The sequence below is a fragment of the Rhodococcus sp. Eu-32 genome, from assembly GCF_003336925.1.
Classification (GTDB): domain Bacteria; phylum Actinomycetota; class Actinomycetes; order Mycobacteriales; family Mycobacteriaceae; genus Rhodococcoides; species Rhodococcoides kyotonensis_B.
Window position 1 is genome coordinate 157,222 of record NZ_QGNK01000003.1, and the last position, 23,642, is coordinate 180,863.

23 protein-coding genes are annotated in these 23,642 nt (G+C 67.0%); 1 reads left to right on the plus strand and 22 read right to left on the minus strand.

Going from position 1 to position 23,642, the window contains the following annotated elements:
• Positions 1-73: 73 nt before the first annotated feature.
• The 15 genes from secG to DK926_RS05885 form a co-directional block, all read right to left on the minus strand.
• Positions 74-307: a preprotein translocase subunit SecG gene (secG, locus tag DK926_RS05815; RefSeq protein WP_068424261.1), complete on the minus strand. Its 234-nt coding sequence runs from the start codon at positions 305-307 to the stop codon at positions 74-76.
• A gap of 122 nt (positions 308-429) precedes the next feature.
• On the minus strand, positions 430-1,215 hold the full coding sequence (tpiA, locus tag DK926_RS05820) for a triose-phosphate isomerase (RefSeq protein WP_114329548.1): 786 nt from the start codon (positions 1,213-1,215) through the stop codon (positions 430-432).
• A gap of 4 nt (positions 1,216-1,219) precedes the next feature.
• Positions 1,220-2,431 carry a phosphoglycerate kinase gene (locus tag DK926_RS05825; protein ID WP_114329550.1) on the minus strand — a complete coding sequence of 404 codons (1,212 nt, stop codon included), beginning with the start codon at positions 2,429-2,431 and terminating at the stop codon, positions 1,220-1,222.
• A 4-nt stretch (positions 2,432-2,435) separates the two neighbouring features.
• Positions 2,436-3,455 carry a type I glyceraldehyde-3-phosphate dehydrogenase gene (gene gap / locus DK926_RS05830; protein ID WP_114329552.1) on the minus strand — a complete coding sequence of 340 codons (1,020 nt, stop codon included), beginning with the start codon at positions 3,453-3,455 and terminating at the stop codon, positions 2,436-2,438.
• 121 nt (positions 3,456-3,576) lie between these two features.
• Positions 3,577-4,560, minus strand: coding sequence for a DNA-binding protein WhiA (whiA, locus tag DK926_RS05835; RefSeq protein ID WP_068424269.1), 984 nt, complete (start codon positions 4,558-4,560; stop codon positions 3,577-3,579).
• Positions 4,551-5,573, minus strand: coding sequence for a uridine diphosphate-N-acetylglucosamine-binding protein YvcK (gene yvcK, locus DK926_RS05840; protein WP_068424272.1), 1,023 nt, complete (start codon positions 5,571-5,573; stop codon positions 4,551-4,553). Before yvcK ends, whiA begins: the two co-directional genes overlap by 10 nt.
• On the minus strand, positions 5,570-6,436 hold the full coding sequence (gene rapZ / locus DK926_RS05845; RefSeq protein ID WP_068425934.1) for an RNase adapter RapZ: 867 nt from the start codon (positions 6,434-6,436) through the stop codon (positions 5,570-5,572). The genes yvcK and rapZ overlap by 4 nt, the downstream gene beginning before the upstream one ends.
• A gap of 104 nt (positions 6,437-6,540) precedes the next feature.
• A complete protein-coding gene (gene uvrC, locus DK926_RS05850) occupies positions 6,541-8,634 on the minus strand; it encodes an excinuclease ABC subunit UvrC (RefSeq protein ID WP_165839514.1) in 2,094 nt (697 codons plus the stop codon).
• Between the two features lie 36 nt (positions 8,635-8,670).
• The gene (locus DK926_RS05855; protein ID WP_114329556.1) at positions 8,671-9,126 is read right to left on the minus strand and encodes a PH domain-containing protein; all 456 of its coding nucleotides are present in this window, start codon (positions 9,124-9,126) and stop codon (positions 8,671-8,673) included.
• Positions 9,123-9,620, minus strand: coding sequence for a 6,7-dimethyl-8-ribityllumazine synthase (gene ribH, locus DK926_RS05860; protein WP_114329557.1), 498 nt, complete (start codon positions 9,618-9,620; stop codon positions 9,123-9,125). The genes DK926_RS05855 and ribH overlap by 4 nt, the downstream gene beginning before the upstream one ends.
• Positions 9,617-10,906, minus strand: coding sequence for a bifunctional 3,4-dihydroxy-2-butanone-4-phosphate synthase/GTP cyclohydrolase II (locus DK926_RS05865; protein WP_068424283.1), 1,290 nt, complete (start codon positions 10,904-10,906; stop codon positions 9,617-9,619). The genes ribH and DK926_RS05865 overlap by 4 nt, the downstream gene beginning before the upstream one ends.
• Positions 10,907-10,988: 82 nt before the next feature.
• On the minus strand, positions 10,989-11,600 hold the full coding sequence (locus DK926_RS05870) for a riboflavin synthase (protein ID WP_068424285.1): 612 nt from the start codon (positions 11,598-11,600) through the stop codon (positions 10,989-10,991).
• Positions 11,601-11,603: 3 nt separating this feature from the next.
• Positions 11,604-12,650, minus strand: coding sequence for a bifunctional diaminohydroxyphosphoribosylaminopyrimidine deaminase/5-amino-6-(5-phosphoribosylamino)uracil reductase RibD (gene ribD / locus DK926_RS05875; RefSeq protein WP_114329559.1), 1,047 nt, complete (start codon positions 12,648-12,650; stop codon positions 11,604-11,606).
• Positions 12,650-13,327, minus strand: a complete 678-nt coding sequence (gene rpe, locus DK926_RS05880; protein WP_114329561.1) for a ribulose-phosphate 3-epimerase — start codon at positions 13,325-13,327, stop codon at positions 12,650-12,652. The genes ribD and rpe overlap by 1 nt, the downstream gene beginning before the upstream one ends.
• Before the next feature lie 48 nt (positions 13,328-13,375).
• Positions 13,376-13,753: a VOC family protein gene (locus DK926_RS05885; protein WP_114329563.1), complete on the minus strand. Its 378-nt coding sequence runs from the start codon at positions 13,751-13,753 to the stop codon at positions 13,376-13,378.
• Positions 13,754-13,807: 54 nt separating this feature from the next.
• Between DK926_RS05885 and DK926_RS05890 the strand changes: the two genes are divergently transcribed.
• The gene (locus DK926_RS05890; RefSeq protein WP_243636669.1) at positions 13,808-14,671 is read left to right on the plus strand and encodes a helix-turn-helix transcriptional regulator; all 864 of its coding nucleotides are present in this window, start codon (positions 13,808-13,810) and stop codon (positions 14,669-14,671) included.
• On the opposite strand, the gene DK926_RS05895 is transcribed toward DK926_RS05890, so the two are convergent.
• From DK926_RS05895 to coaBC, 7 genes are all read right to left on the minus strand, one after another.
• Complete coding sequence (locus DK926_RS05895) at positions 14,654-16,162, minus strand: transcription antitermination factor NusB (protein ID WP_114329565.1); 1,509 nt, start codon at positions 16,160-16,162, stop codon at positions 14,654-14,656. The two genes, DK926_RS05890 and DK926_RS05895, sit on opposite strands and share 18 nt — an antisense overlap.
• The gene (gene fmt / locus DK926_RS05900) at positions 16,159-17,082 is read right to left on the minus strand and encodes a methionyl-tRNA formyltransferase (protein ID WP_114329567.1); all 924 of its coding nucleotides are present in this window, start codon (positions 17,080-17,082) and stop codon (positions 16,159-16,161) included. The genes DK926_RS05895 and fmt overlap by 4 nt, the downstream gene beginning before the upstream one ends.
• 81 nt (positions 17,083-17,163) lie before the next feature.
• Positions 17,164-17,955, minus strand: a complete 792-nt coding sequence (locus DK926_RS05905) for a PadR family transcriptional regulator (RefSeq protein WP_243636670.1) — start codon at positions 17,953-17,955, stop codon at positions 17,164-17,166.
• A 90-nt stretch (positions 17,956-18,045) separates the two neighbouring features.
• Entirely contained in the window at positions 18,046-18,897 is an 852-nt protein-coding gene (locus tag DK926_RS05910) for a cyclase family protein (protein WP_114329569.1), read from the minus strand.
• An 85-nt stretch (positions 18,898-18,982) separates the two neighbouring features.
• The gene (locus DK926_RS05915) at positions 18,983-21,007 is read right to left on the minus strand and encodes a primosomal protein N' (protein WP_207890759.1); all 2,025 of its coding nucleotides are present in this window, start codon (positions 21,005-21,007) and stop codon (positions 18,983-18,985) included.
• Complete coding sequence (gene metK, locus DK926_RS05920) at positions 21,004-22,218, minus strand: methionine adenosyltransferase (RefSeq protein ID WP_068424300.1); 1,215 nt, start codon at positions 22,216-22,218, stop codon at positions 21,004-21,006. The genes DK926_RS05915 and metK overlap by 4 nt, the downstream gene beginning before the upstream one ends.
• Before the next feature lie 155 nt (positions 22,219-22,373).
• The gene (coaBC, locus tag DK926_RS05925; RefSeq protein WP_165839518.1) at positions 22,374-23,636 is read right to left on the minus strand and encodes a bifunctional phosphopantothenoylcysteine decarboxylase/phosphopantothenate--cysteine ligase CoaBC; all 1,263 of its coding nucleotides are present in this window, start codon (positions 23,634-23,636) and stop codon (positions 22,374-22,376) included.
• Between the last annotated feature and the right edge of the window lie 6 nt (positions 23,637-23,642).

Below are 23,642 nucleotides of genomic sequence, written 5' to 3' on the forward strand. Positions count from 1 at the left end.
GCCCCCGCATCCGCAGTTCACACCACGTCGTGTCGGCATGTCTTTACAAATGACCTCGGTGAGGCCGCGACAGTCAGGAGAACTTGATCTCGAGGCCGATGCCGAGAATCGCGATGAGCCAGACGATGCCGGTGAAGATGGTCAAGCGGTCGAGGTTCTTCTCGACGACCGTCGAACTCGACAGAGACGATTGCACGCCGCCACCGAACAGACTGGACAGACCGCCGCCCTTACCCCGGTGCAACAGCACCAGAAGAATCAGCGCCAAGCTGGTGACGACCAGCAAGATATCCAGAAACAGTTCCATGTCCGCCTCACATCGATTCAGCTCACGACCGCTGACAGCCTACCTGCCGAACGCCCACTGCCGTGCCACCGCCTCTCGCGAGACAGTGGCACGGCAGCTCCGGTCGGGTGTCGCCCAGAAAATCAGGGCAGGGGTCCACCTGCGGCGATGGCCGAGAGGGTGGCGAACTCGTCCGCCTTCAACGACGCACCACCGACCAGTGCGCCGTCGACGTCGTTCTGCGCGACGATCTCGCCGACGTTCTTGGCGTTGACCGATCCGCCGTAGAGGATTCGAACGCCGGCCGCGACATCGGCGGACGCCAGCGTCTGCAGTTCCTCGCGAATGGCCGAGCACACTTCCTGCGCATCCGCAGCGCTGGCCACCTTGCCGGTACCGATGGCCCACACGGGCTCGTACGCAATGACGATCTTGGAGATGTCCTCGGCGGACAGCCCCTCGAGCGACGCACGCAGCTGAGCGACGTTGTACGACACGTGCTCACCGGCCTCTCGAATGTTCAGGCCTTCGCCGATGCAGACGATCGGCGTCAGCCCGTGCTTCAGCGCAGCCTTGGTCTTGGCCAGGACCGTCGCGTCGTCCTCGCTGTGCAGCGTGCGGCGCTCGGAATGTCCGACGACGACGAACGTGCATCCCAGCTTGGCGAGCATGCCACCGCTGATCTCACCGGTGTACGCACCCGAGTCGTGAGCCGACACGTCCTGCGCACCGAAGGTGAGCAGCAGCTTGTCGCCCTCGATCAGCGTCTGCACGCTGCGGATGTCGGTGAACGGCGGGATGACCGTCACGTCGACCTTGTCGAAGTACTTCGCGGGCAACGAGAACGCGATCTTCTGCACCAACGAGATGGCCTCGAGGTGGTTGAGATTCATCTTCCAGTTGCCGGCGATGAGCGGCTTACGTGCCATCTGTTCAGTCCTCCAGGGCTGCGAGACCGGGGAGCTGCTTGCCCTCGAGGTACTCGAGCGACGCCCCTCCTCCGGTGGAGATGTGCGAGAAACCGTCGTCCGGAAGTCCCAGGGCCCGGACCGCGGCAGCGGAGTCGCCGCCACCGACGACGCTGAAAGCGCCGTTCGAGGTCGCCGCGACGATCGCCTCGGCGAGACCTTTGGTGCCTGCCGCGAACTTCTCGAACTCGAACACACCCATGGGGCCGTTCCAGAACACCGTCTTGGCCGCGCGCAGAACCGCACCGAAACGCTCGACGGACTCCGGGCCGATGTCCAGGCCCATCCAGCCGTCGGGAATCTCGTACGACGGCACCGTCTTCGCTTCCGCATCCGCGGAGAACGAATCGGCGACGACGACGTCCTTCGGCAGGTGGATGACGTCACCGAAACGCTCGAGCAGGTCCTTGCACGTGTCGATCATGTCGTCCTGCAGCAGCGACGAACCGACGGACTGTCCCTGAGCCGCGAGGAACGTGAAGCACATTCCGCCGCCGATGACGAGTGTGTCGACCTTCGGTGCCAATGCTTCGATGACCGCGAGCTTGTCGGACACCTTCGAGCCACCCAGCACGACCGCGTACGGGCGCTGCGGGGTCTCGGTCAGCGTCTTCAGGACGTCGACCTCGGTGCCGACCAGGTTGCCCGCGTACGACGGGAGCAACTTCGCGACGTCGTAGACCGACGCCTGCTTGCGGTGGACCACACCGAAGCCGTCGGACACGAACGCACCCTCGCCGTCGGTCAGCGCCACCAACTCGGCGGCGAGCGCAGCACGCTCCGCCTCGTCCTTGCTGGTCTCGCGTGGATCGAAGCGAATGTTCTCGAGCAGGAGGACGTCACCGTCGGTCAGTCCCTCGGCACGCGCCTGGGCATCCTGCCCGACGACGTCGCCGGCCAGCTGCACGTGCCTGCCCAGCAGCTCGCCGAGCTTCGACGCGACAGGCGCCAACGAGTACTTCGACTCGGGCTTGCCATCCGGTCGTCCGAGATGGGCCGTCACGATGAGCTTGGCGCCCGCGTCGAGCAGAGCGTTCAGCGTCGGAAGCGACGCGACGATCCGGCCCGGATCGGTGATGACACCGTTCTCGATCGGAACGTTGAAGTCCGATCGGACCAACACAGCGCGGCCGGACACCCCGGCGGCGATCAGATCCTGCAGTGTTTTGACTGCCATGTGATCAGAGAGACTTTCCGACGAGGCCGATGAGGTCCGCGAGGCGGTTGGAGTAGCCCCACTCGTTGTCGTACCAGGAGACGATCTTGACCTGGTCGTCGATGACCTTGGTCAGGCCCGCGTCGAAGATCGACGAGTGCGGGTCGGTGACGATGTCCGACGAGACGATCGGATCCTCGGTGTACTTCAGGATGCCCTTCAACGCGCCCTCGGAGGCCGACTTCATCGCAGCGTTGATGTCCGCGGCGCTGGCCGACTTCTTCAGGTTGGCCGTGAGGTCGGTGACCGAACCGGTCGGGATCGGCACACGCAGTGCGTAGCCGTCGAGCTTGCCGAGAAGCTGCGGGAGAACCAGGCCGATCGCCTTCGCCGCGCCCGTTCCGGTCGGAACCACGTTCAGAGCGGCAGCGCGCGCACGGCGCAGGTCGCTGTGCGGGCCGTCCTGCAGGTTCTGGTCCTGCGTGTACGCGTGGACGGTCGTCATGAGGCCCTTGACGATGCCGAACTCGTCATCGAGAACCTTGGCGATCGGTCCGAGGCAGTTGGTGGTGCACGACGCGTTCGAGATGATGTTCTGGCTGCCGTCGTACTTGTCGTCGTTGACGCCCATCACGATGGTGATGTCCTCGCCCTTGGCGGGCGCGGAGATGATGACCTTCTTGGCGCCTGCGTCGAGGTGACCCTTGGCCTTGGCCGCGTCGGTGAAGATGCCGGTGGACTCCACGACGACGTCGACACCCAGGTCGCCCCACGGAAGTGCGGACGGGCCCTCGCGCAGCGACAACGCCTTGATCTTCTGGTCGCCGACGACGATGGTGTCGTCGCCCTCGAGGCTCACGTCGTGCGGCAGACGGCCGAGGATGGAGTCGTACTTGAGCAGGTGCGCCAGGGTTGCGTTGTCCGTGAGGTCGTTGACAGCCACGATCTCGATGTCGGTGGTGCCCAGAGCTTTCTGCGCATCGACTGCCCTGAAGAAGTTACGTCCGATGCGGCCGAAGCCGTTCACGCCTACCCGGATCGTCACTGTTCGCTCCTAAGTTGTTGAACCGTTTGTCGGATTTCGTGCATGTGGACATCCGCACGCAGCAGATCCCACCCTAGTGCGCAGTCACGACTCGCGCGCGGGTCGTCTGCTACCAGGGCATTCACGCCTCGTCGAGCAGTTCCGCGGTGACGGCCGACTCGGTGTCCGGAATGCCGGTGTCCTTCGCTTTTCGGTCCGCCATCGACAGCAGACGGCGGATCCTTCCCGCGACGGCATCCTTCGTCATCGGCGGATCGGCCAGCTGGCCGAGCTCCTCCAGGGACGCCTGTCGATGCTGGACTCGCAACGAACCCGCCGCGGCGAGATGGTCGGGAACGTCGTCGCCGAGGATCTCCAACGCCCGTTCGACGCGTGCCGCCGCCGCGACTGCAGCACGTGCGGAGCGTCGTAGGTTGGCGTCGTCGAAGTTCGCGAGCCGGTTGGCGGTCGCACGCACCTCGCGTCGCATGCGGCGTTCCTCCCAGACGAGGCGAGTGTCCTGAGCTCCCATGCGGGTCAGCAGAGCGCCGATGGCCTCGCCGTCGCGGACGACGACGCGATCGGTGCCGCGTACTTCGCGCGCTTTGGCTGCCACACCCAGTCGTCTGGCTGCACCGACGAGCGCCAGCGCGGCTTCCGGACCGGGGCAGCTGATCTCGAGCGCCGACGAGCGACCCGGCTCGGTCAGCGACCCATGAGCGAGAAAGGCACCGCGCCATGCCGCTTCGGCATCGCCGACCGTCCCGCCGACGACCTGTGCCGGGAGACCACGCACGGGCCGACCGCGCATGTCGAGCAGTCCCGTCTGGCGAGCCAGCGCTTCGCCGTCCTTCGCGACGCGCACGACGTAGCGAGAGCTCTTGCGCAGACCGCCTGCACTGAGAACGTGCACGTCCGACGAGTAGCCGTAGAGGTCGAAGATCTCCCGCCGCAGGCGCCGCGCTATCGACCCCAGATCGACCTCCGCCTCGACGACGACACGCCCCGCAACGATGTGAAGCCCACCTGCAAACCGCAGGAGAGCCGACACCTCGGCTCTCCTGCAGCTCACCTGGGTGATCGCGAGCCTCGAGAGCTCGTCTTTCACCTCCGCTGTCATGGCCACGAAGTGATCCCCTCTCTGCGCGACGTCGTCGGCGCAGTCCCGTCTCGCGACGAGACGATGCTACCGAGCGCTGCCGCCAACTTTCCGAAATGATGCGCGTGAGTACCTGATTCGGCGACATCGTCGTAGACGACCTCGGCTCCCAGCCTGGCAGCCGCACGGGCGAGGTGGTCTCGCTCTCCCCCGGCAGGCACGGAGAGCGAGTCGACGAGGACGTAGTCGACTCCGAAGTCAGGTGCGTGTTGGGAGAGTACGTGCAGATGCCGCTCGGCGGAGAATCCGGTGGTCTCCCCCAACTCCGGCGCGAGATTCAACACCAGGACCTTCGGCGCCGTCGATCGGTCGAGAGCAGCCAGTAGGTCCGGGACGAGAACGTGGGGAATGACACTGGAGAACCACGAGCCGGGACCCAGCACGACGAGGTCGGCCGCGCCGATGGCCTCCACCGCTTCCGGCGTCGCCGGCGGGTCGGGAGGCATCAGACGGACACGCCGCACCTTGCCGGGTGTCGTCGCGACGGCCACCTGACCCCGTATGACGCGGCTGACCCGAGGGTCGTCCTCCAGCCCCGAGACGTCCGCCTCGATGTCGAGCGGAACGGGTGCCATCGGGAGCACCCTGCCCCGAATTCCCAGCAGATCGGACACCTCGTCGAGCGCCAGAACCGTGTCACCGAGCACCTCGGTGAGCCCGGCCAGTATGAGATTGCCCACCGAGTGTCCCGCCAACGCCCCGGTACCGCGGAAGCGATGTTGAAGCACGTCGGCCCACATGCGGGTGCGCGGGTTCTCGGCGGCCAGCGCGGCCAATGCCATCCGCAGGTCACCGGGCGGAAGGACACCGAGCTCGGCGCGAAGGCGACCCGACGATCCCCCGTCGTCCGCGACGGTCACGACGGCCGTCACGTCCGAGGCGAGTCTGCGCGCCGCGCTCAGCGTGGCATACAGGCCGTGACCTCCACCCAGCGCGACGATCTTCTTCGACGACGTGTCGTCCGGCTGCAGGTCGGTCATTCGCGACCCATGTCTCGATGCAGCACCCGCACCGACAGGTCGTCGTGTTGTTCCAGCATCGCGGCCAGTGCTTCCGACATGGCCACGCTTCGATGTTTTCCACCGGTGCACCCGACTGCAACCGTCATGTATCGCTTGCCTTCCCGCCGATATCCGTCCACCGTCAGCTGCAACAGATGGTGGTAGGTGTTCAAGTAGTCCTGGGCCCCGTCCTGCTCCAGGACGTAGTCGCGGACCGCCTCGTCCCGACCAGTGTGCTCGCGGAGCTCCGGAACCCAGTGCGGGTTGGGCAGAAATCTGACGTCGCACACCAGATCCGCGTCGATCGGAAGACCGTACTTGAAGCCGAAGGACTGCACGGTGACGCCGATCATCGCGGCATCCGCGCCTCCGAACGCGGCCTCGATCTTGCGACGTAGCTGGTGCACCGACAGCGAGGAGGTCTCGATCGTCACGTCGGCTGCCGCCTTGACCTGCGCGAGGCGGAGCCGCTCGGCTGCGATGCCCTCGGTCAGCGTGCCGTCCTGCCCGTCGTTCTGCAGTGGGTGGCTACGTCGGTTGGACTCGAACCGTCGAATCAGCGCCGCGTCGGTGGCGTCGAGGAACAGGACACGATTGCGGACGCCCTTGGAATCGAGTTCCCGAACGACCCAGCCGAGGTCGCCCGTGAACAGACGGCTGCGCACGTCCATCACGAGGGCGAGCCGTTCGATGCGCGGGTCCGACTCCAGGCCCAGATCGACCATCTTCGAGATCAGCTCGGGTGGCAGGTTGTCCGCGACGTACCACCCCATGTCCTCGAGCGCCTTGGCGGCAGTACGAAGCCCCGCGCCCGACAAGCCGGTGACGAGGGCGACCTCGATACCGCCTGGGTGCGGTGGGACGACCTCGTCGTTGTTGTCGCTCGCGCTGTCCGCCGCCGTCGCGTCCGGCGCCGGCTGTACATCCGGTTTGCTCACGTCACGCCTCACCCTGTCGAAGTTGCATCTTCCCGACCCCGATCGGCAGCGTCGCTGCCCGTGACTCCATCTTGACCGACGATGTCCGAAGTGTCCGACCCGACGGTGTCCGGTATGACCGGGCCGGACTCCGCGCCCAGCGCCTCGAGCACCGACTTCGCCGTCATCTCGCCGATTCCCGGTACCTGGACGATTTCTTCGACCGACGCCTGCTTCAGCTTGGCGACGGATCCGAAATGCGCCACGAGTGCGTTACGACGCGTCTCGCCGAGCCCGCGTACCGAGTCCAGCGCCGACGCCGTCATGCGACGCGAACGCTTGCTGCGGTGGAAACTGATGGCGAATCGGTGTGCCTCGTCGCGCACCCGTTGCAGCAGGTACAGGGACTCACTGGTCCTCGGCAGGATGACCGGATCCGACTCGCCCGGCACCCACACCTCTTCGAGACGCTTGGCCAGACCGACGATCGCGACATCGGTCACGCCCAGCTCGTCCAGGACCTCGGAGGCGGCTGCGACCTGGGGAGCGCCGCCGTCGACGACGAACAAGTTCGGTGGGTACGCGAAGCGCTTCGGGCGTCCGGTCTGCGGATCCAACGCGGCCTCGGGCGACAGGTCACCACCGCCACCGGCGTCGGAACTGTGCCGGAGGAATCGGCGACGCGTCACCTCGGCGATGCTGGCGACGTCGTCGGAATGTCCGTCGCCCGCCGCTTCCTTGATCGAGTAATGGCGATAGTCGCTCTTGCGCGGGAGACCGTCCTCGAACACGACGAGCGAGGCGACGACATCGGTGCCCTGCACGTGCGAGATGTCGATGCACTCGATCCGCAGAGGCGCGGAGTCGAGATCGAGCGCCTCCTGAATACCCTGCAGCGCAGCCGATCTGGACGTGAAGTCACCTGCACGCTTGAGCTTGTGTTGCTGCAGCGCCTCCTTGGCGTTGCGTTCGACGGTCTCGGCCAGCGCCTTCTTGTCACCGCGCTGCGGAACCCGAAGCTGCACGTTGGACCCGCGCAGACGGCTGAGCCATTGCTGTACCTGATCGGAGTTGGCAGGCATGACCGGAACGAGGACCTCACGCGGAACCGCATTGGCGCCTGCGTCGTCGACACCGGGCGACTGAATCGACATGGCAGCCTGCTCACCGTAGAACTGCGTCAGGAACTGCTCGACGAGAGCAGGCAGATCGTCACGGTTCTCGGCTTGCTGCTCGACCACTTCTCCTGCCTTCTCCACAACCCAGCCCCGCTGGCCGCGCACCCGCCCGCCGCGCACGTGGAAGACCTGCACGGCGGCTTCGAGGTCGTCGGCGGCGAAGGCGACGAGGTCGGCGTCCGTGCCGTCACCGAGAACGACAGCCTGCTTCTCCAACGCGCGTCGGAGTGCGCCGACGTCGTCGCGCAGCCGAGCCGCGGTCTCGAAATCGAGTTCCTCGGACGCCTCCTGCATGCGCTTCTCGAGTTGCCGCACGAGCTTGTCGGTCTTGCCGGAAAGAAAATCGCAGAAATCCTCGACGATCTTGCGGTGCTCCTCGGCGCTGACGCGGTCCACGCAGGGCGCCGAACACTTGTCGATGTACCCCAGCAGGCAGGGCCTGCCGATCTGGCTGTGCCGTTTGAACACTCCCGCCGAGCAGGTACGCGCCGGGAACACTCGCAGCAGTAGATCGAGGGTCTCCCGGATGGCCCACGCGTGCGCGTAGGGCCCGAAGTACCGCACACCTTTGCGTCTCGGACCGCGGTAGACGAACAGCCGCGGATACTCCTCGTTCATCGTGACGGCGAGCATCGGGTAGCTCTTGTCGTCTCGATACCGAACGTTGAACCGCGGATCGAACTCCTTGATCCAGTTGTACTCGAGCTGCAGCGCCTCCACCTCGGTGGTGACGACCGTCCATTCGACGGACGCTGCGGTGGTGACCATCTGGCGGGTACGCGGATGCAACGACGCGACGTCCGCGAAGTACGAATTGAGTCGGCTGCGCAGGCTTTTGGCCTTGCCGACGTAGATCACGCGTCCGTGCGGATCACGAAATTTGTACACGCCGGGTTCGACCGGAATGGTCCCGGTGGCCGGGCGATACGTAGAGGGATCGGACACGTAATCCAGGCTAGCCGCAGGGTCCGACGCGGAACATCACGTGTCGGCGCCTGCGTATTTGGCTTCGAGGGCGCGGAACGTACGTACGGCTGCGACGGCTCGGTCGCGATCGTTCGACTGGATGGCCATGACCGGAATGAACTCGTCGTCGGGAATGTCGACGCGTGCCCACATGGCGCCGTCGGGGAACGACAGACCCCGGACGAGGTCCCATTCGATGAGTCGCTCGGACAGGATGTTGCGGACCGCGACCCCTTCGGCGCCGACCCGCACACGCGGGCGCGTCAGCAGCAACGCGATGCCGGCGAGCAAAAAGCCGATGCCGGCGAGCGCCAGCTGGTCGGCGGTACGGAAGTACACACCGGTCGGCGACACTCGCAGCAGAACGGCGACGGTCACGTGCGCGGTGACCAGTACGACCGCCGCGATGACGGCGTAACGGGCGGACTTCCGAGACCTGACTTCGAGTTCCCAGCGACCGGGCTCGGTCATCGCGCAGCCCCGTCGACACCGGGCTGCCGTAGTCGCTGCAGCGTCAACGCCGTGTCGATGGCCGCGGCCACCGCTTGGGCGCCCTTGTCCTCGCTCGACCCGGGAAGCCCGGCACGATCGAGCGCCTGCTGCTCGTCGTTGGTCGTCAGAACACCGTTGGTGACAGGAGTGCCCTCGTCGAGCGACACCCGAGTCAGACCGGCCGTGACGGCGTCGCAGACGTACTCGAAGTGCGGCGTGCCGCCTCGGATGACGACGCCCAACGCGACCACTGCGTCGTGCGTGCGCGCCAACTGCTGCGCGACGACGGGAAGCTCGATGGCACCCGCGACACGTACGACGGTCACGTCGGTGACACCTGCCTCGGCGGCCTTGCGCGTGGCACCGTCGAGCAGCGCCTCGGACACCGTCTTGTGCCACTGGCCCGCCACGATCGCCAATTTCAGATCGGCAGCGCCGGACAACTGGAGTACGGGTTCGCCCTCGCCGCTCATGGATTCGTTCCCAACTCGATGTCCGGGGTGGAGCCGGCCTTGTGACCCAACTCGTACTCGTCCAGGCCGACGAGGTCGTGGCCCATGCGGTCGCGTTTGGTCCGGAGATACGTCAGGTTCTCGGCGTTCGCGCGCAGCGGCATCGGCACCCGCTCGGTGACGTGCAGACCGTAGCCGTCGAGTCCGACGCGCTTGGCAGGGTTGTTGGTCAGCAGACGCATCGACGAGATGCCGAGGTCGACCAGGATCTGCGCACCGATGCCGTAGTCGCGCGAATCGGCGGGCAATCCGAGTTGGAGGTTCGCGTCGACGGTGTCCGATCCCGCGTCCTGCAGCTGGTAGGCCTGCAGTTTGTGCAGCAGACCGATGCCGCGGCCTTCGTGGCCACGCATGTACAGCACGACACCACGGCCTTCCTGCGCGATCATCTCGAGTGCGGCGTCGAGCTGAGGACCGCAATCGCAGCGCAAAGACCCGAAGACGTCGCCGGTGAGGCATTCGGAGTGGACGCGCACGAGCACGTCGCTGCCGTCGCCGTCGGGGCCTGCGATGTCGCCGCGCACGAGGGCTACGTGCTCGACGTCGTCGTACACGCTCTGGTAGCCGACGGCGCGAAAAACGCCGTGCGACGTCGGGATCCGTGCGTCGGCGACGCGTACGACGTGCTTCTCGTGCTTGCGACGCCATGCGATGAGATCGGCGATGGAGATGAGCGCGAGATCGTGGTCGTCGGCGAAGACACGCAGCTCGTCGGTGCGAGCCATCTCGCCCTCGTCCTTCTGACTGACGATCTCGCAGATCACACCGGCGGGACGAAGATCCGCCATGCGTGCCAGGTCGACGGCGGCCTCGGTGTGGCCGGGGCGTCGCAGCACGCCGCCGTCCTTGGCGCGCAGCGGCACGACGTGGCCCGGACGAGTGAAGTCGCCCGCGCCGCTGTTCGGGTCGGCCAGAAGACGCATGGTCGCGGCACGATCGGATGCGGAGATACCGGTTCCGATGCCTTCGCGCGCGTCGACGGTGACCGTGTACGCGGTGCCGTGTTTGTCCTGGTTGGTCGCGTACATCGGAGGCAGACCGAGCCGGTCGCAGTCGTCGCCGGACAGCGGAACACAGAGGTATCCGGACGTGTATCGCACCATGAACGCCACGAGCTCGGGGGTGGCCTTCTCGGCTGCGAAGATCAGATCGCCTTCGTTCTCGCGATCCTCGTCGTCGACCACCACCACGGCTTTGCCTGCGGCGATGTCGGCGACAGCACGCTCGATACTGTCGAACCTAGTCACGTCGTACGCTCCAAAGTGTCTCGTTCCGCACCGACTTCAGACGTCGGCGCAGATACCCCTTCAACAGTACTTTCCGGTTCGGTCAGTCTGCGGCGAGGGTCTGCAGGCGCTCGACGTACTTCGCGATGACGTCGACTTCGAGGTTCACCGGCGTACCGACCGGCGACCGGCCGAGGGTGGTGAGCTCGAGTGTCGTCGGGATCAGCGAGATCTCGAACCAGTGACCGTCCGCATCCTCGCCCAGGCCGGACACCGTCAACGAGACACCGTCGACGGTGATCGATCCCTTCTCGACGACGTATCGAGCGACCGAGGTCGGCAGCGCGATGCGCACCACCGTCCAGTTCTCGGAGGGCGAGCGGCTGACGACCGTTCCGGTGCCGTCCACATGCCCCTGAACGAGGTGTCCGCCGAGCCTGCTGCCGAGCGACGCAGCGCGTTCGAGATTCACGCGGCTGCCCACCTCCAGCCGCTGCAGGCTCGACCGGTTCAGTGTCTCCTGCATGACGTCGGCGGTGAACGAGATCCCGTCGAGGACGTCCACCACGGTCAGGCACACACCGTTGACCGCGATCGAATCTCCGTGACCTGCGTCCGACGTCACGACAGGCCCCTTGACGGTGAACCGCGCCGCGTCGGCCAGGTCTTCCTTGCCGACGATCTCGCCGAGCTCTTCGACTATCCCGGTGAACACTGTCTACGTCACTCCTGTTTCTTTCGGTACGGCGACGACGACCAGGTCGGTCCCCAGCGTCTGCACACTCTCGATCGAGAACCGCAGGGCGTCGGCAATTGTTCCGACCCCCGCATTCTCCACCGCGGCTCTGCCCGACCCCAGCACGACGGGCGCGATGTAGGCCACGATTCGGTCGACCACGCCCGCTGCGAGAAACGCGCCCGCCAGAGTCGGACCACCTTCGACCAGGACATCGGTGTGGTCGGCCAGAGCGGCGAGGACGTCGAGTGGGTCGTGACTGCGGACGAACGCCGTCGGCGCGTCGTCTCCGCGTACACGAGCACCGGCCGGTATCTCACGTCGCCCGACGACGACGCGCAGCGGCTGCCGGGCGGCGTTCGACCCGTCGGACAGCCGTGCGGTCAGCAGCGGGTCGTCGGCCAGCACTGTTCCGGTCCCGACGACGACGGCGTCGAGCTTCGCGCGTTCGGCGTGGACGTGAGCGCGCGCGTCGGGACCGGTGATCCACTGACTCGTTCCGTCCGCCGCGGCACTGCGTCCGTCGAGACCTGCCGCGTACTTCAACGTCACGAACGGCCTGCCCGTTCGTTGCTTGTGCAGCCAGGCGCGCAACGGACCGTGCGAGACGGCGTCGGCCTCCAGACCGGATTCCACGACGACACCCGCGTCGCGCAGCCTGTCCGCGCCGCCCATCGCCACGGGATTGGGGTCGTCGACGGCGTGGATGACGTGGGCGATACCGGCATCGATCAGCGCGACTGCACACGGCCCGGTCCGACCGGTGTGGTTGCACGGCTCGAGCGTGACGACGGCCGTACCGCCCCGAGCCCGGTCACCGGCCTCGCGCAACGCCATGATCTCGGCATGAGGACCACCGGGTGGTTGCGTGGACCCGATACCGACGACCGCGCCGGCGGCATCGAGGATCACTGCGCCGACGGGCGGATTGGGGCTCGTACGTCCCCGTGCCGCTTCCGACGCGTCGATCGCCGTGCGCATCGCGGCCGCGTAGTCGGGCACATAGTCGGACGCGGCGGGATCCGACATCAGAGGGACAGATGTGCCGACGCGCGCCCTGCCTGCTCGCGGAGTCCACGGACCGCAGCGGCGGGATCGGCAGCGCCGTACACGGCAGAGCCGGCGACGAAGCAGTCGACGCCTGCCTCGGCCGCCTGCTCGACGGTGTCGACGTTGATTCCACCGTCGATCTCGACGACGAGCGTCAGCTCACCGGAGTCGACGAGTTTCCGCACGGTTCGAGCCTTGCCGAGCACGTCCGGAATGAACGACTGCCCGCCGAAGCCGGGCTCGACGCTCATCACCAGCAGCGTGTCGAATTCCTTCAAGATTTCCAGGTAGGGCTCGATCGGGGTGTTCGGCTTGACCGACAGGCCCGCCTTCCCGCCTGCCGCCCGAATGTCCTTCGCCACTGCGATCGGATCGTCCGTTGCCTCGGCGTGGAACGTCACGTTGAACGCACCTGCCTCGGCGTACGACGGCGCCCACCGGCCGGGGTCGTCGATCATCAGATGGCAGTCCAGCGGGATGTCCGTCGCCTTCAACAGGCTCTTCACCACGGGCAGGCCCAACGTCAGGTTCGGAACGAAGTGCGCGTCCATGACGTCGACATGCAACCAGTCCGAACCGGTGACAGCGTCGGCCTCCTCCCCCAGACGAGCGAAATCGGCGGACAATATCGACGGAGCGATCATCGGAGCAGCCACATGCGCAGCCTAGTGCGGCCCTGTATCAGCCGTCACAGGCGGCTGCCGTCAACCCCAGTTCTGCGCCTTCGTCAGACAGAACGGATGGCCCGCCGGATCGAGCAGCACCCGCCACGTCTCGCCGGGCTGATCATCGGGAAGCACCGCCCCGAGGTCGACGGCCCGGCGCGCGGCGTCGTCGAGGTCGTCCACGGCGAGATCGAAATGGAACTGCTTGCTGCCGTGGGGATTCGGCCACGCGGGCGAGACGTAGTCCTCGACGCGACCGAAGCCGAGCGCGGTGTCCCCTCCCGTCACCATCGCGTACTCCTGTTCCGCGTGCGCGACTGTCCAGCCCAGCAGCGCGGACCAGAACTCGGCGCTCTCGGCAGGATTCGCGCAGTCCAACGTCACCATCTTCAGTGCGGCCACCGGCTTCTCACTCATGAGATGTCCCCTCGTTCGATTTCTCGTGTCGCCCCAGACTCCTAGACTTCGCCCGTGGCCGATAGGAAAAATGCGACAGCAGCCGTCGCGGCCGGGACGTCGACGACCGCGGGCATCCTGAGCCCGGATCGGTTGGCGCAACACGTGAACCTCACGCGGCTGGCGTGTGGGGACGCAGTGAGCGCGTGGGTCGAGAACTACTGGCTGCTGCGCTGGGATCTGCCGGCAGGCGCGTCGTACCGGAGCTCGACGCTTCCTCACCCGTCGTGCACGTTGAGCGTCGAACGCGGACGAGTGCGCACCGGCGTCGCCGACGTCGGACCAGTGGTGGCGACCGGTGTCCTGACAAGGCGGTTCGACGTCACCATCGCCGAATCCGGCTGGGTGTTCGGCGTCAAGTTCAGGCCCGGTGGTTTCACGAGCATGACCGGAACGTCCGCCCGCGCGCTGCGCGATGTTCCGGTCGCTGCGCCGTCGATGTTCGCCCCGGACGCGGTCGCCGCACTCGGAGCGCTCGGTCCCGACGACGATCCGGACCGATGCGCGGCCGTCGCGGACGAGGCATTGTCGATCCAGGACGCACGCGTCGAACCCGCGTACGGCGCGGTGTTGTCCATCGTCGCGACGATGTTGAACGACCGGGCATTGTTGCGCGTGTCCGACGTCGAGCGTGCGTGTGACATCGGTACGCGACGTCTGCAGCGACTGTTCGAACGGTACGTGGGCACGACCCCCAAATGGGTGCTGAACCGGTACCGCATTCATGACGCCATCACCGATCTCGACGACGGATTCTCCGGCTCCATCGCCGATCTGGCGGCGCGCTACGGCTGGTTCGACCAGGCGCACTTCACCCGGGAGTTCACCGAACTCGTGGGCGTCCCACCGAGCGACTATCGATCACGACGGCTTGCGTAGCGCCGCCAGGAACATGGCATCCGTTCCGTGGCGGTGCGGCCACAACTGCACCGACGTGCCGTCGCCGACACCCGGCACATCGGGCACCAATGCGTGGGTGTCGAGCTCCTCCACGCCGTGCCTGCGGACCGCGTCGGCGACGACGGCCGAGGTCTCCGACAGGTGCGGTGAGCAGGTCGAATAGAGCACGACCCCGCCGGGACGCACCAGTTCGATCGCGGAAGCCAACAACTGCTTCTGCAACGTCACCAGCTCGGCGACGTCCTTCGGCGAGCGTCGCCACCGTGCCTCCGGGCGACGACGCAACGCTCCGAGACCGGTGCAGGGCGCGTCGACGAGGACGCGGTCGTACCCCGGATCCAGGCCCGGATCGCGTCCGTCGACGGCATGCACGGTGACGGGCAGCGCCTTGGTCGTCTTGCGCACCAGTTCGGCACGGTGCGCCGCAGGCTCGACGGCGTCGACCTGCGCCGCGTCGATCTCGGCGAGTGCACCGAGCAGCGCCGCCTTGCCGCCCGGCCCCGCACACAGGTCGAGCCAACGACCGCCGTCGGGACCGTCGAGCGGTGCCAGCGTCAGCGCCCGCGCGACGAGCTGGCTGCCCTCGTCCTGCACCCCGGCGAGACCGTCGCGGACCGCGTCGAGCTTGCCGGGGTCGCCGCCGTCGAGGTAGACCGCGTAGGGCGAGTACTTTCCCTCTTCTCCCCCGGTGATCAACGCCAGTTCCTCGGCCGAGATCTCTCCGGGACGCGCGACGAGGTGGACCGCCGGACGGGCATCGTCGGCTTCGAGGACCGCCGCCAGCTCGCCCGCGTCGGCACCGAGTGCGTCGGCGAATGCCTGCGCGATCCATCTCGGGTGGGCATGTTCGAACGCGAGGTGCCCCACCGGATCCTTCTCCGCGTCCGGAGCGAGCTCGGCGACCCACTCCTCGGCGCTCTTCTCCGACACCCGCCGCAGTACGGCATTCACGAATCCTGCTTTGCCGCTGCCGAATTCGGCGCGCGTCAGGTCGACGGACGTGGCGACGGCGGCGTGCGGCGCGACACGCGTGCGCAACAGTTGGTAGGCGCCGAGTCGAAGAATGTCGAGCAGACCGCCGTCGATCTCGGAAATCGTTCTGCCCGAACCTGATTCGACGACCGCGTCGAGCAACCCACGGGCGCGACACGCGCCGTAGGCAAGTTCGGTCGCGAGCGCCGCGTCGCGGCTGTCCAGCTTGCGATCCCGAAGCAGTCCTGGCAGAACGAGATTGGCGTACGCATCGCGTTCACGAACTGCCTTCAGTACATCGCGCGCTGCCAGCCGTGCCGGATCGATCGGCGGTGCCGACGACGGTCCGCGCCCGCGCTGGGGTCGCTGGCCACCGCCACCACGAGATCCGGGACTGCGCTGCGGCCGACCGCCGCGAGCCGATCCGCCGCCGGAACGACGCCGACCTGCGTTGTCGGAGTTGCCGTCTCGGTTCGAGTTACTGCTGCGGTCGCTCACTGCGCCACCGTCCCGTCGATCGATCGTGCGCCGCGCGCCCAATCTGCTGCCTTCATGAGTTTCTTGCCCTGCGGTTGCACGTCACCGAGAACGATCGAGCCGTCACCGGTTCCGATGTGGACACCGTCCTTGCGCGCCAGAACCTCTCCGGGTTCGAGCGTCTCGTGGGACGGACGGACCGGTCCGATCTTCACGCGCAGATCTCCGATCGTCGTCCAGGCACCCGGCGCGGGGGTGACGGCACGAATGTGCCGGTCGACCGCCGTCGACGACGCCGACCAGTCGATGCGGGCCGCGTCGACGGTCACCTTCGCGGCGTGGGACACACCGTCCGTGGGTTGCGGGATTGCCGATGCCTCACCGGATTCGATGGCGTCGAGCGTCGCCTCCAGAAGCTCCGCACCGCTCACCGACAGCCGGTGCAACAGATCTCCCGACGTGTCGGTCGGGCGAATCGTCTCGGTGACGACGCCGAGAACAGGACCGGTGTCCATGCCGTCGTCGAGCAGGAAGGTCGATGCTCCGGTGATGTCGTCTCCTGCGGCGATCGACGCCTGCACGGGCGCTGCTCCGCGCCACGCTGGGAGAAGAGAGAAATGAAGATTGATCCAGCCGAAGCGAGGGATGTCGAGAACGGGCCGCGGAAGTAGAGCGCCGTACGCGACGACGGGGCACACGTCGGGAGCGAGATCGGTCAGTTCCGACACGAATTCGGGTTCGGACGGACGCCTCGGGGTCAGAACCGGGATCCCGTGCTGGTCGGCCAGTAGTCCGACGGGGGAACGATTGACCTTGCGGCCGCGTCCGGCGTGGGCATCGGGCCGCGTCACGACGGCCACCACATCGTGTTTCGTCGACGCGATCAGCCGTTCCAGCGACGGAACCGCCGCATCAGGCGTCCCTGCAAACACAACACGCACCAGTTGGCTCCCGAAGAATAGGTAGTTCGAATCCGTACGACGAACTACCTATTCTAGGGAACCGCTGTCGCAGCTCATCGATCACTCCGCCGTAGGCGACGACGCGGCGTCGCCGTTGTCGGCATCGTCCTCGGCGAGAATGCGGTAGAGACGTCGCCGTGCGTCGGCGAGAACCTCACCGGCCGCCTTCACCTGGTCGGGCGTCCCGACTGACGCAACCTGGCCTGCTGCGCCCATCAGTTGGCCGATGAGACCGCGCAGATCGAGAGCGTCACCGCCGACACTGCGGCGCACGTCGTCCCACGGGGCGCCCAGCTCAGCTCGGTGCTCGTCGACGAAGGTGATTCCCTGCTCGGTGAGTCGTGCAGTCTTGCGACCGTCGATTTTCTCGATCAGAACGAGACCCTCGTCTTCCAACTGGGACAGCGCGGGATAGATCGAGCCCGGGCTCGGCTTCCATGCACCCTCGCTTCGCGCGACGATCTGCTGGATCAGCTCGTAGCCGTGCATGGGAGATTCCGCCAGCAACAACAGAATTGCCGATCGGACGTCTCCTCGCCGCCCACGTCCGCCCCGTCCTCGACCTCGTCCGAAGTCGCCGCCCGGCCCGAAAGCGCCGAATCCGCCCGGACCGAAGCCACCTGGCCCGAAGCCGCGATTCCGGTCGGCGCGTCCGCGGTGTTCGTCGCCGCCGTGTCCGCGACGCCCATGGCCACCACGGTGACCCGGCCCGCCACGATGACCTGAATCCGGTCGCGAATCCTCGGGACCGGACGCATCCTGCGGCATCCACATCGTGAACGCTCGCCGCTTCTGTGCACGTTCCGCCATGCCCATCCAGGGCATGCGGTGCATGTCGAAGTAGTTTTCCATGTCCTTGCTCCTTATCATATCGTTTGGACATATTGACGATATATCGACAATGCATCGATGACAACCCCCTGACGGTTGAGCTCACCCGCGTCAGGACAGCCGCGGAACCAACCCGAATATCGTTGCAGGAGAACCCGATCCGGCGCGATTGATCGGGCCTCCGACCAGGATGTAAGCACCGGTGGTGGGCAGCGATCCGAGGTTGGTCAGATTTTCGAGGCTGATGCGGTGCTGGTCGTACAGCTTTTCCGACACCGGGTACGTCTCGTCGTTGCCGAGATCGGGACCGAACGTATCGGTGCCGAGTGCGCCGCGAACGGCGAGCCTGCCCGTGTCGATCAACCACTGGGCGGCGTCGGCGGAGAATCCGGGCTGATGGGTCACACCGTCGGCGTCCGCGCCCACGTATGCATCGGTGCCCCATCGCGATTCCCAGCCGGTCCAGAGCACGACCGCAGCTCCGGATGGGATTTGCCCGTGTGCAGTTTCCCACTCCTGCAGATCGGCGACGGTGACCGCATAGTCGGCGTCGGCCGCGGCCTTGTCGCGAATGTCGATCTTGACGGCAGGCAGGAACAGATCCTCGGGTACGAGTCGGTCCGCCGTCAGGCCTCCGTCCTGGAAGTGCGCAGGCGCACCCCAGTGCGTTCCCGTGTGCTCACCCTGGCGCACGTTCTGCAGGTAGTACCCGTCCTCGGCGACCGTCGCGGCCGTCTCCAGCACGAACTCCGGGTCGCCGGGGAAGATCGGCGTGGACGCCGGATCGTTGACGTGCGACAACGAGACGATGCGCACCAGTTCGCCCAGCGGCACCGCCGGCGCCGGTAGATCGCCCGATCCGATCCCGGCTGCCGCATGTGCGAAACTCCGACCCGCGAACCGCGCCCCCGCGATGCCGGTCAGTCCCGTCGCCACCCGCCGAACCCACTGCCTGCGGTGCATTCGAAGCGCCCTCCTCGCGGCCGAGTTTCGTGTGGTGCGACGTCGTCGCCGAGGACTCTATGCGGACGGGCAGCCGCGCGGTGACTCAACCGATACGAATGGGATCGATCTGCACGCGGACCGCCTCGGTGTTCTTCCGCGCGCTCCGAACCGCCTGAGCGTCGGCGAGCGCGTGTGCCAGCGCTCCCCCGGCGGCACGCGGGACCCGCAACAACAGCCGTTGCACGTCTCCTGGCATCCTGTCCTCGCCGCCGCCCGCAGGCAGCCGTTGCCCCTCGGGAAGGTCCACCGGCCCGAGAACCTCTGTCCCCTCGGGCAATTCGGCCGTCTCGACGAGAGCCATGATCGCGGCGGTCGTACCATCGACGGCCGCGACATGGACAGCAGGCGGAAAGCGCACCTCGGCGCGCTCGTCGAGTTGACTTCGCGCGTGCCCTACTGGATCCCACCGGACCAGAGCCTGAACCGTCGGAATCTCGGATTCCGCGACGACCACGACGCGGCCGCCCTCGGCTCCCGGACGTACGAGGGCAGCTGCCGTCATCCAGCGTCGCAGCGCTTCCTCGGCCGCACGCAGGTCGGCTCGGCCGAGCAGCGCCCATCCGTCGAGAAGCAGCGCAGCACCGTACCCGCCCGGAGCCCACGGCTCGGCGCCGACCGTCGAGATGACAAGCGACGCACCGGGTTCGACGGTGTCCAGAACTGCCGGGCCCCCCGATGTTCGCACCGTGACGCCGGGGAATGCGCGTCCCAGTTCCTCGGCGGTGCGGTGCGCTCCGACGACGACTGCGCGGAGCGCGCGCGAGCCGCACACGGTGCAGCGATGATTGGTGTCGGCGATGCCACACCACGTGCACGTGGGGCTCGCGGCCCCGTCGGCTCCTGGCGCCGACGGTAATGCCAACGGGCCGTTGCATCGGCGGCATCGCGCTGGGGTCCGGCATTTTCCGCACGCGAGAGACGGGATGTAGCCGCCGCGCGGTACCTGCACCAGCACCGGTAGGTCGTTCTTCACCGCTGTTCGCGCAGCGTCGAAGGCAATCGCCGGCAGCCTCGCAGCGCGGGCCCCCGGGTCGCGGGCAAGCGCATGATCGCTGTCGGCCAATGCGACGACGTGAGGCTGCCGGGCGCGGACCACGTCTCGTGGCGCCACGAGATCGTGCGCCCATCCCGAGTCGACGAGCGCTTCGGCCTCTGCGGTGCGTGCGTGTCCGGCGAGGACGACGCCACATCCGGTCTCGAACGCTCGCAGCAACGCGACTTCGCGGGCGTGCGGATACGGCGAACGCGGCTCGGCGTATCCGTCGTCACCGTCGTCCCACAGCACGACGAGACCGAGATTCGCGGCGGGTGCGAAGACGGCACTGCGGGTACCGACCACGATCGACACGTCTCGACGCAGCACGCCGAGCCATCTCCGGTATCGCTTGGCCGGACCGAGCCCGGCGGAGAGCGCAGCCACGACGTCCGGGCCCGCTGCCGCTTCACACGCGGCCGCGACCCGATCCAGGTCGCGTTGATCGGGCACCACGATGACGGCGCTGCGGCCCACGGAGACACACGTTGCCGCGAGCTCGGCGAGCCGACGCGCCCACTCCTCGCCCGGAAGGGCCTGCCAGACGGCCCGTGGATTGCGGCCGGCGCGGAGTGCATCGAGAAACGCGGACCCGTGGGTGTAGCTGCTCCACGCTCGTTCGTCGACCACGGGCTCTGGAACGTCCGGTTTTCCGGGCGGATCCTCGGCCTCGACCTTGGCGTGGCGCGGCGGAACCGCCAGCCGGAGAACGTCGGCGCGCGTTCCCGCGTAGCGATGCGCGACGGCCGACACCAGCCGGCTGACCTCCGGCGTCAGAACCTGCTCGTCGGACACGACGCGGTCGAGCCACCCCAGCTTGCCGGTGTGCTCGGTGGTCGCCACGCGTTCGACGACGAAACCGTCGACGAGTCGCCCCGCGAAGCGGATGCGGACACGAACGCCGACCTTCGCGTCGTCGGCGAATTCGGCGGGAACGAGATAGTCGAACTCGCGATCGAGGTGCGGTAACGGCAAGAGCGGCAGAACCCGAGCTATGGGAAGCTCGGGTGCTGCCGCTCGCGCTGTGCTGCTCAGAGACCCGCTGCCGCGCGCAGCTTCTCCGCGCGGTCGGTCGACTCCCACGGCAACGCGATGTCGGTACGACCGAAGTGACCGTAGGCGGCGGTCGGCGCGTAGATCGGGCGAAGGAGGTCGAGATCGCGAATGATCGCGCCCGGACGCAGGTCGAAGACTTCGTTGATCGCCGACTGGATGCGCGCCGGGTCGGTCTTCTCGGTACCGAAGGTCTCGACGAACAGACCGACAGGGGCTGCCTTGCCGATGGCGTAGGCGACCTGGACCTCGATGCGGTCGGCCAGACCTGCGGCGACGGCGTTCTTGGCGACCCAGCGCATCGCGTACGCGGCGCTCCGGTCGACCTTCGACGGATCCTTGCCCGAGAACGCGCCACCACCGTGGCGCGCCATTCCGCCATAGGTGTCGACGATGATCTTGCGGCCGGTCAGACCTGCGTCGCCCATCGGCCCACCGAGCACGAACTTGCCGGTCGGGTTGACGAGCAGACGAATGTTGGACGTGTCCAGCGTGGGCACGTTCAGTTCTTCGAGTACCGAGCCGAGAACCTTCTCGCGGATGTCGGGTGTCAGCAGGTTGTCGAGGTCGATGTCGGCAGCGTGCTGCGTCGACACCACGACCGTGTCGAGGCGCACCGCGTCGTCCCCGTCGTACTCGATGGTGACCTGGGTCTTGCCGTCCGGACGCAGGTACGGAAGCACACCCGACTTACGAACCTCGGTGAGACGACGCGACAGCCGGTGTGCGAGCGCGATGGGCAACGGCATCAATTCGGGGGTGTCGGTGTTGGCGTAGCCGAACATCAGACCCTGATCGCCTGCGCCCTGCCGGTCGATCTCGTCGTCGGACAGGCCCTCGACGCGTGCCTCGTGGGAGTGATCGACGCCCTGCGCGATCTCCGGAGACTGCGCACCGATGGCGATGTTGACGCCACAGGAGTTGCCGTCGAAGCCCTTGGCGGACGAGTCGTAGCCGATCTCGAGCACCTTGTCGCGCACGATCTTCGGGATGTCGGCGTAGGCGGTGGTGTTGACCTCGCCCGCGACGTGAACCTGGCCGGTCGTGACGAGCGTCTCCACCGCCACGCGCGCACGCGGATCCTCCGCGAGGAGCGCGTCGAGAATCGAATCGCTGATGGCGTCGCAGATCTTGTCTGGGTGACCCTCGGTCACGGACTCACTGGTGAAGAGCCGACTGCCGGACTTGCTCACGGATTTCCTCTCGACGTGTTTCCCGGCCGATCGGAGCCGCTGCTCCGGTCGGCACTTCCATTGTCTACGGTCACGCTGTTACTGCAGGTAAGCACACATGGGCGTTCTGGCACACCGACACTAGTCGCGTCGATGCCGCCCGTGCACCCTTGAAATCACCCGAGATTCGAATGTGAAACATCGGACAGCACGGAGACCACCGCGTCGACGACGCGACTGGCGAGCAGCGCCTTCGACCCGGCACCGAGAGCGGCTTCCGATCCGTCCGATCCGAGGAGCCATCCGTCGTTGTGATCCACCTCGAACGCCTTGCCGTCGCCGACCGCGTTGACGACGAGCAGATCGCAACCCTTGCGTTCGAGCTTCGCGCGTGCGTAGGTCAGGACGTCGCCGTGCTCGTCACCGGTTTCGGCGGCGAAACCGACGATGACCGTGGCCTTGTCGATCTCGCCGTTCCGACGCGCGTCGACGAGACCGGCGAGGATGTCGTCGTTGCGGACGAGCGGGATCGAGTCGGGCTCGTCGGCGCCCTTCTTGATCTTGCTCGTCGCGATACTGGACGGGCGAAAGTCCGCGACGGCCGCAGCCATGACGATGGCGTCGGCGTCCGCCGAGTACTGAGTCACTGCGTCCCGCATCTCGTGCGCGGTCTTGACGTGAACGACGTCGACGGCGGCAGGATCAGGAAGATTCGCGGTGAAGCCGGCGATCAACGTCACACGCGCACCGCGCTGCGCCGCGACGCGGGCGATGGCGTAGCCCTGTTTGCCGGAGCTGCGATTGCCCAGGAACCGAACCGGATCGAGCGGTTCGCGGGTGCCGCCCGCCGTCACGACGACGCGGCGGCCGGTGAGATCGTGCGGAAGCGAATCGGTGCGCTCTGCCGAGAGCATCGCGAGCGCGTAGATTTCGTCGGGCTCGGGAAGCCGTCCCGCGCCGGTGTCGCGGCCGGTCAGCCGCCCCGAAGCGGGTTCGATGACCGTGACGCCGCGACTGCGCAGAGTGGCGACGTTGGCGACCGTCGCCGGGTGCTCCCACATCTCGGTGTGCATCGCAGGCGCGACGACGACGGGACATCTCGCCGTCAACAACGTGGCGGTCAGAAGGTCGTCGGCACGGCCGCCTGCCATCCGAGCGATCAGATCGGCGGTCGCAGGCGCGACGACGACCAGGTCCGCCTCTTGCCCGAGACGCACGTGAGGCACCTCGGGAACGTCGGCGAACACTCCGGTATGGACCGGGTTGCCCGACAACGCCTCGAACGTTGCGCGGCCGACGAACTCGAGCGCGGATTCGGTCGGGATGACGCGGACGTGGTCACCGTTCTCGGTGAAACTTCGAATGAGGGAACAGCTCTTGTAGGCGGCGATACCTCCGCCTACACCGACGACTACGCGCAACTTGGCTGATTCCTTGATCGGTTC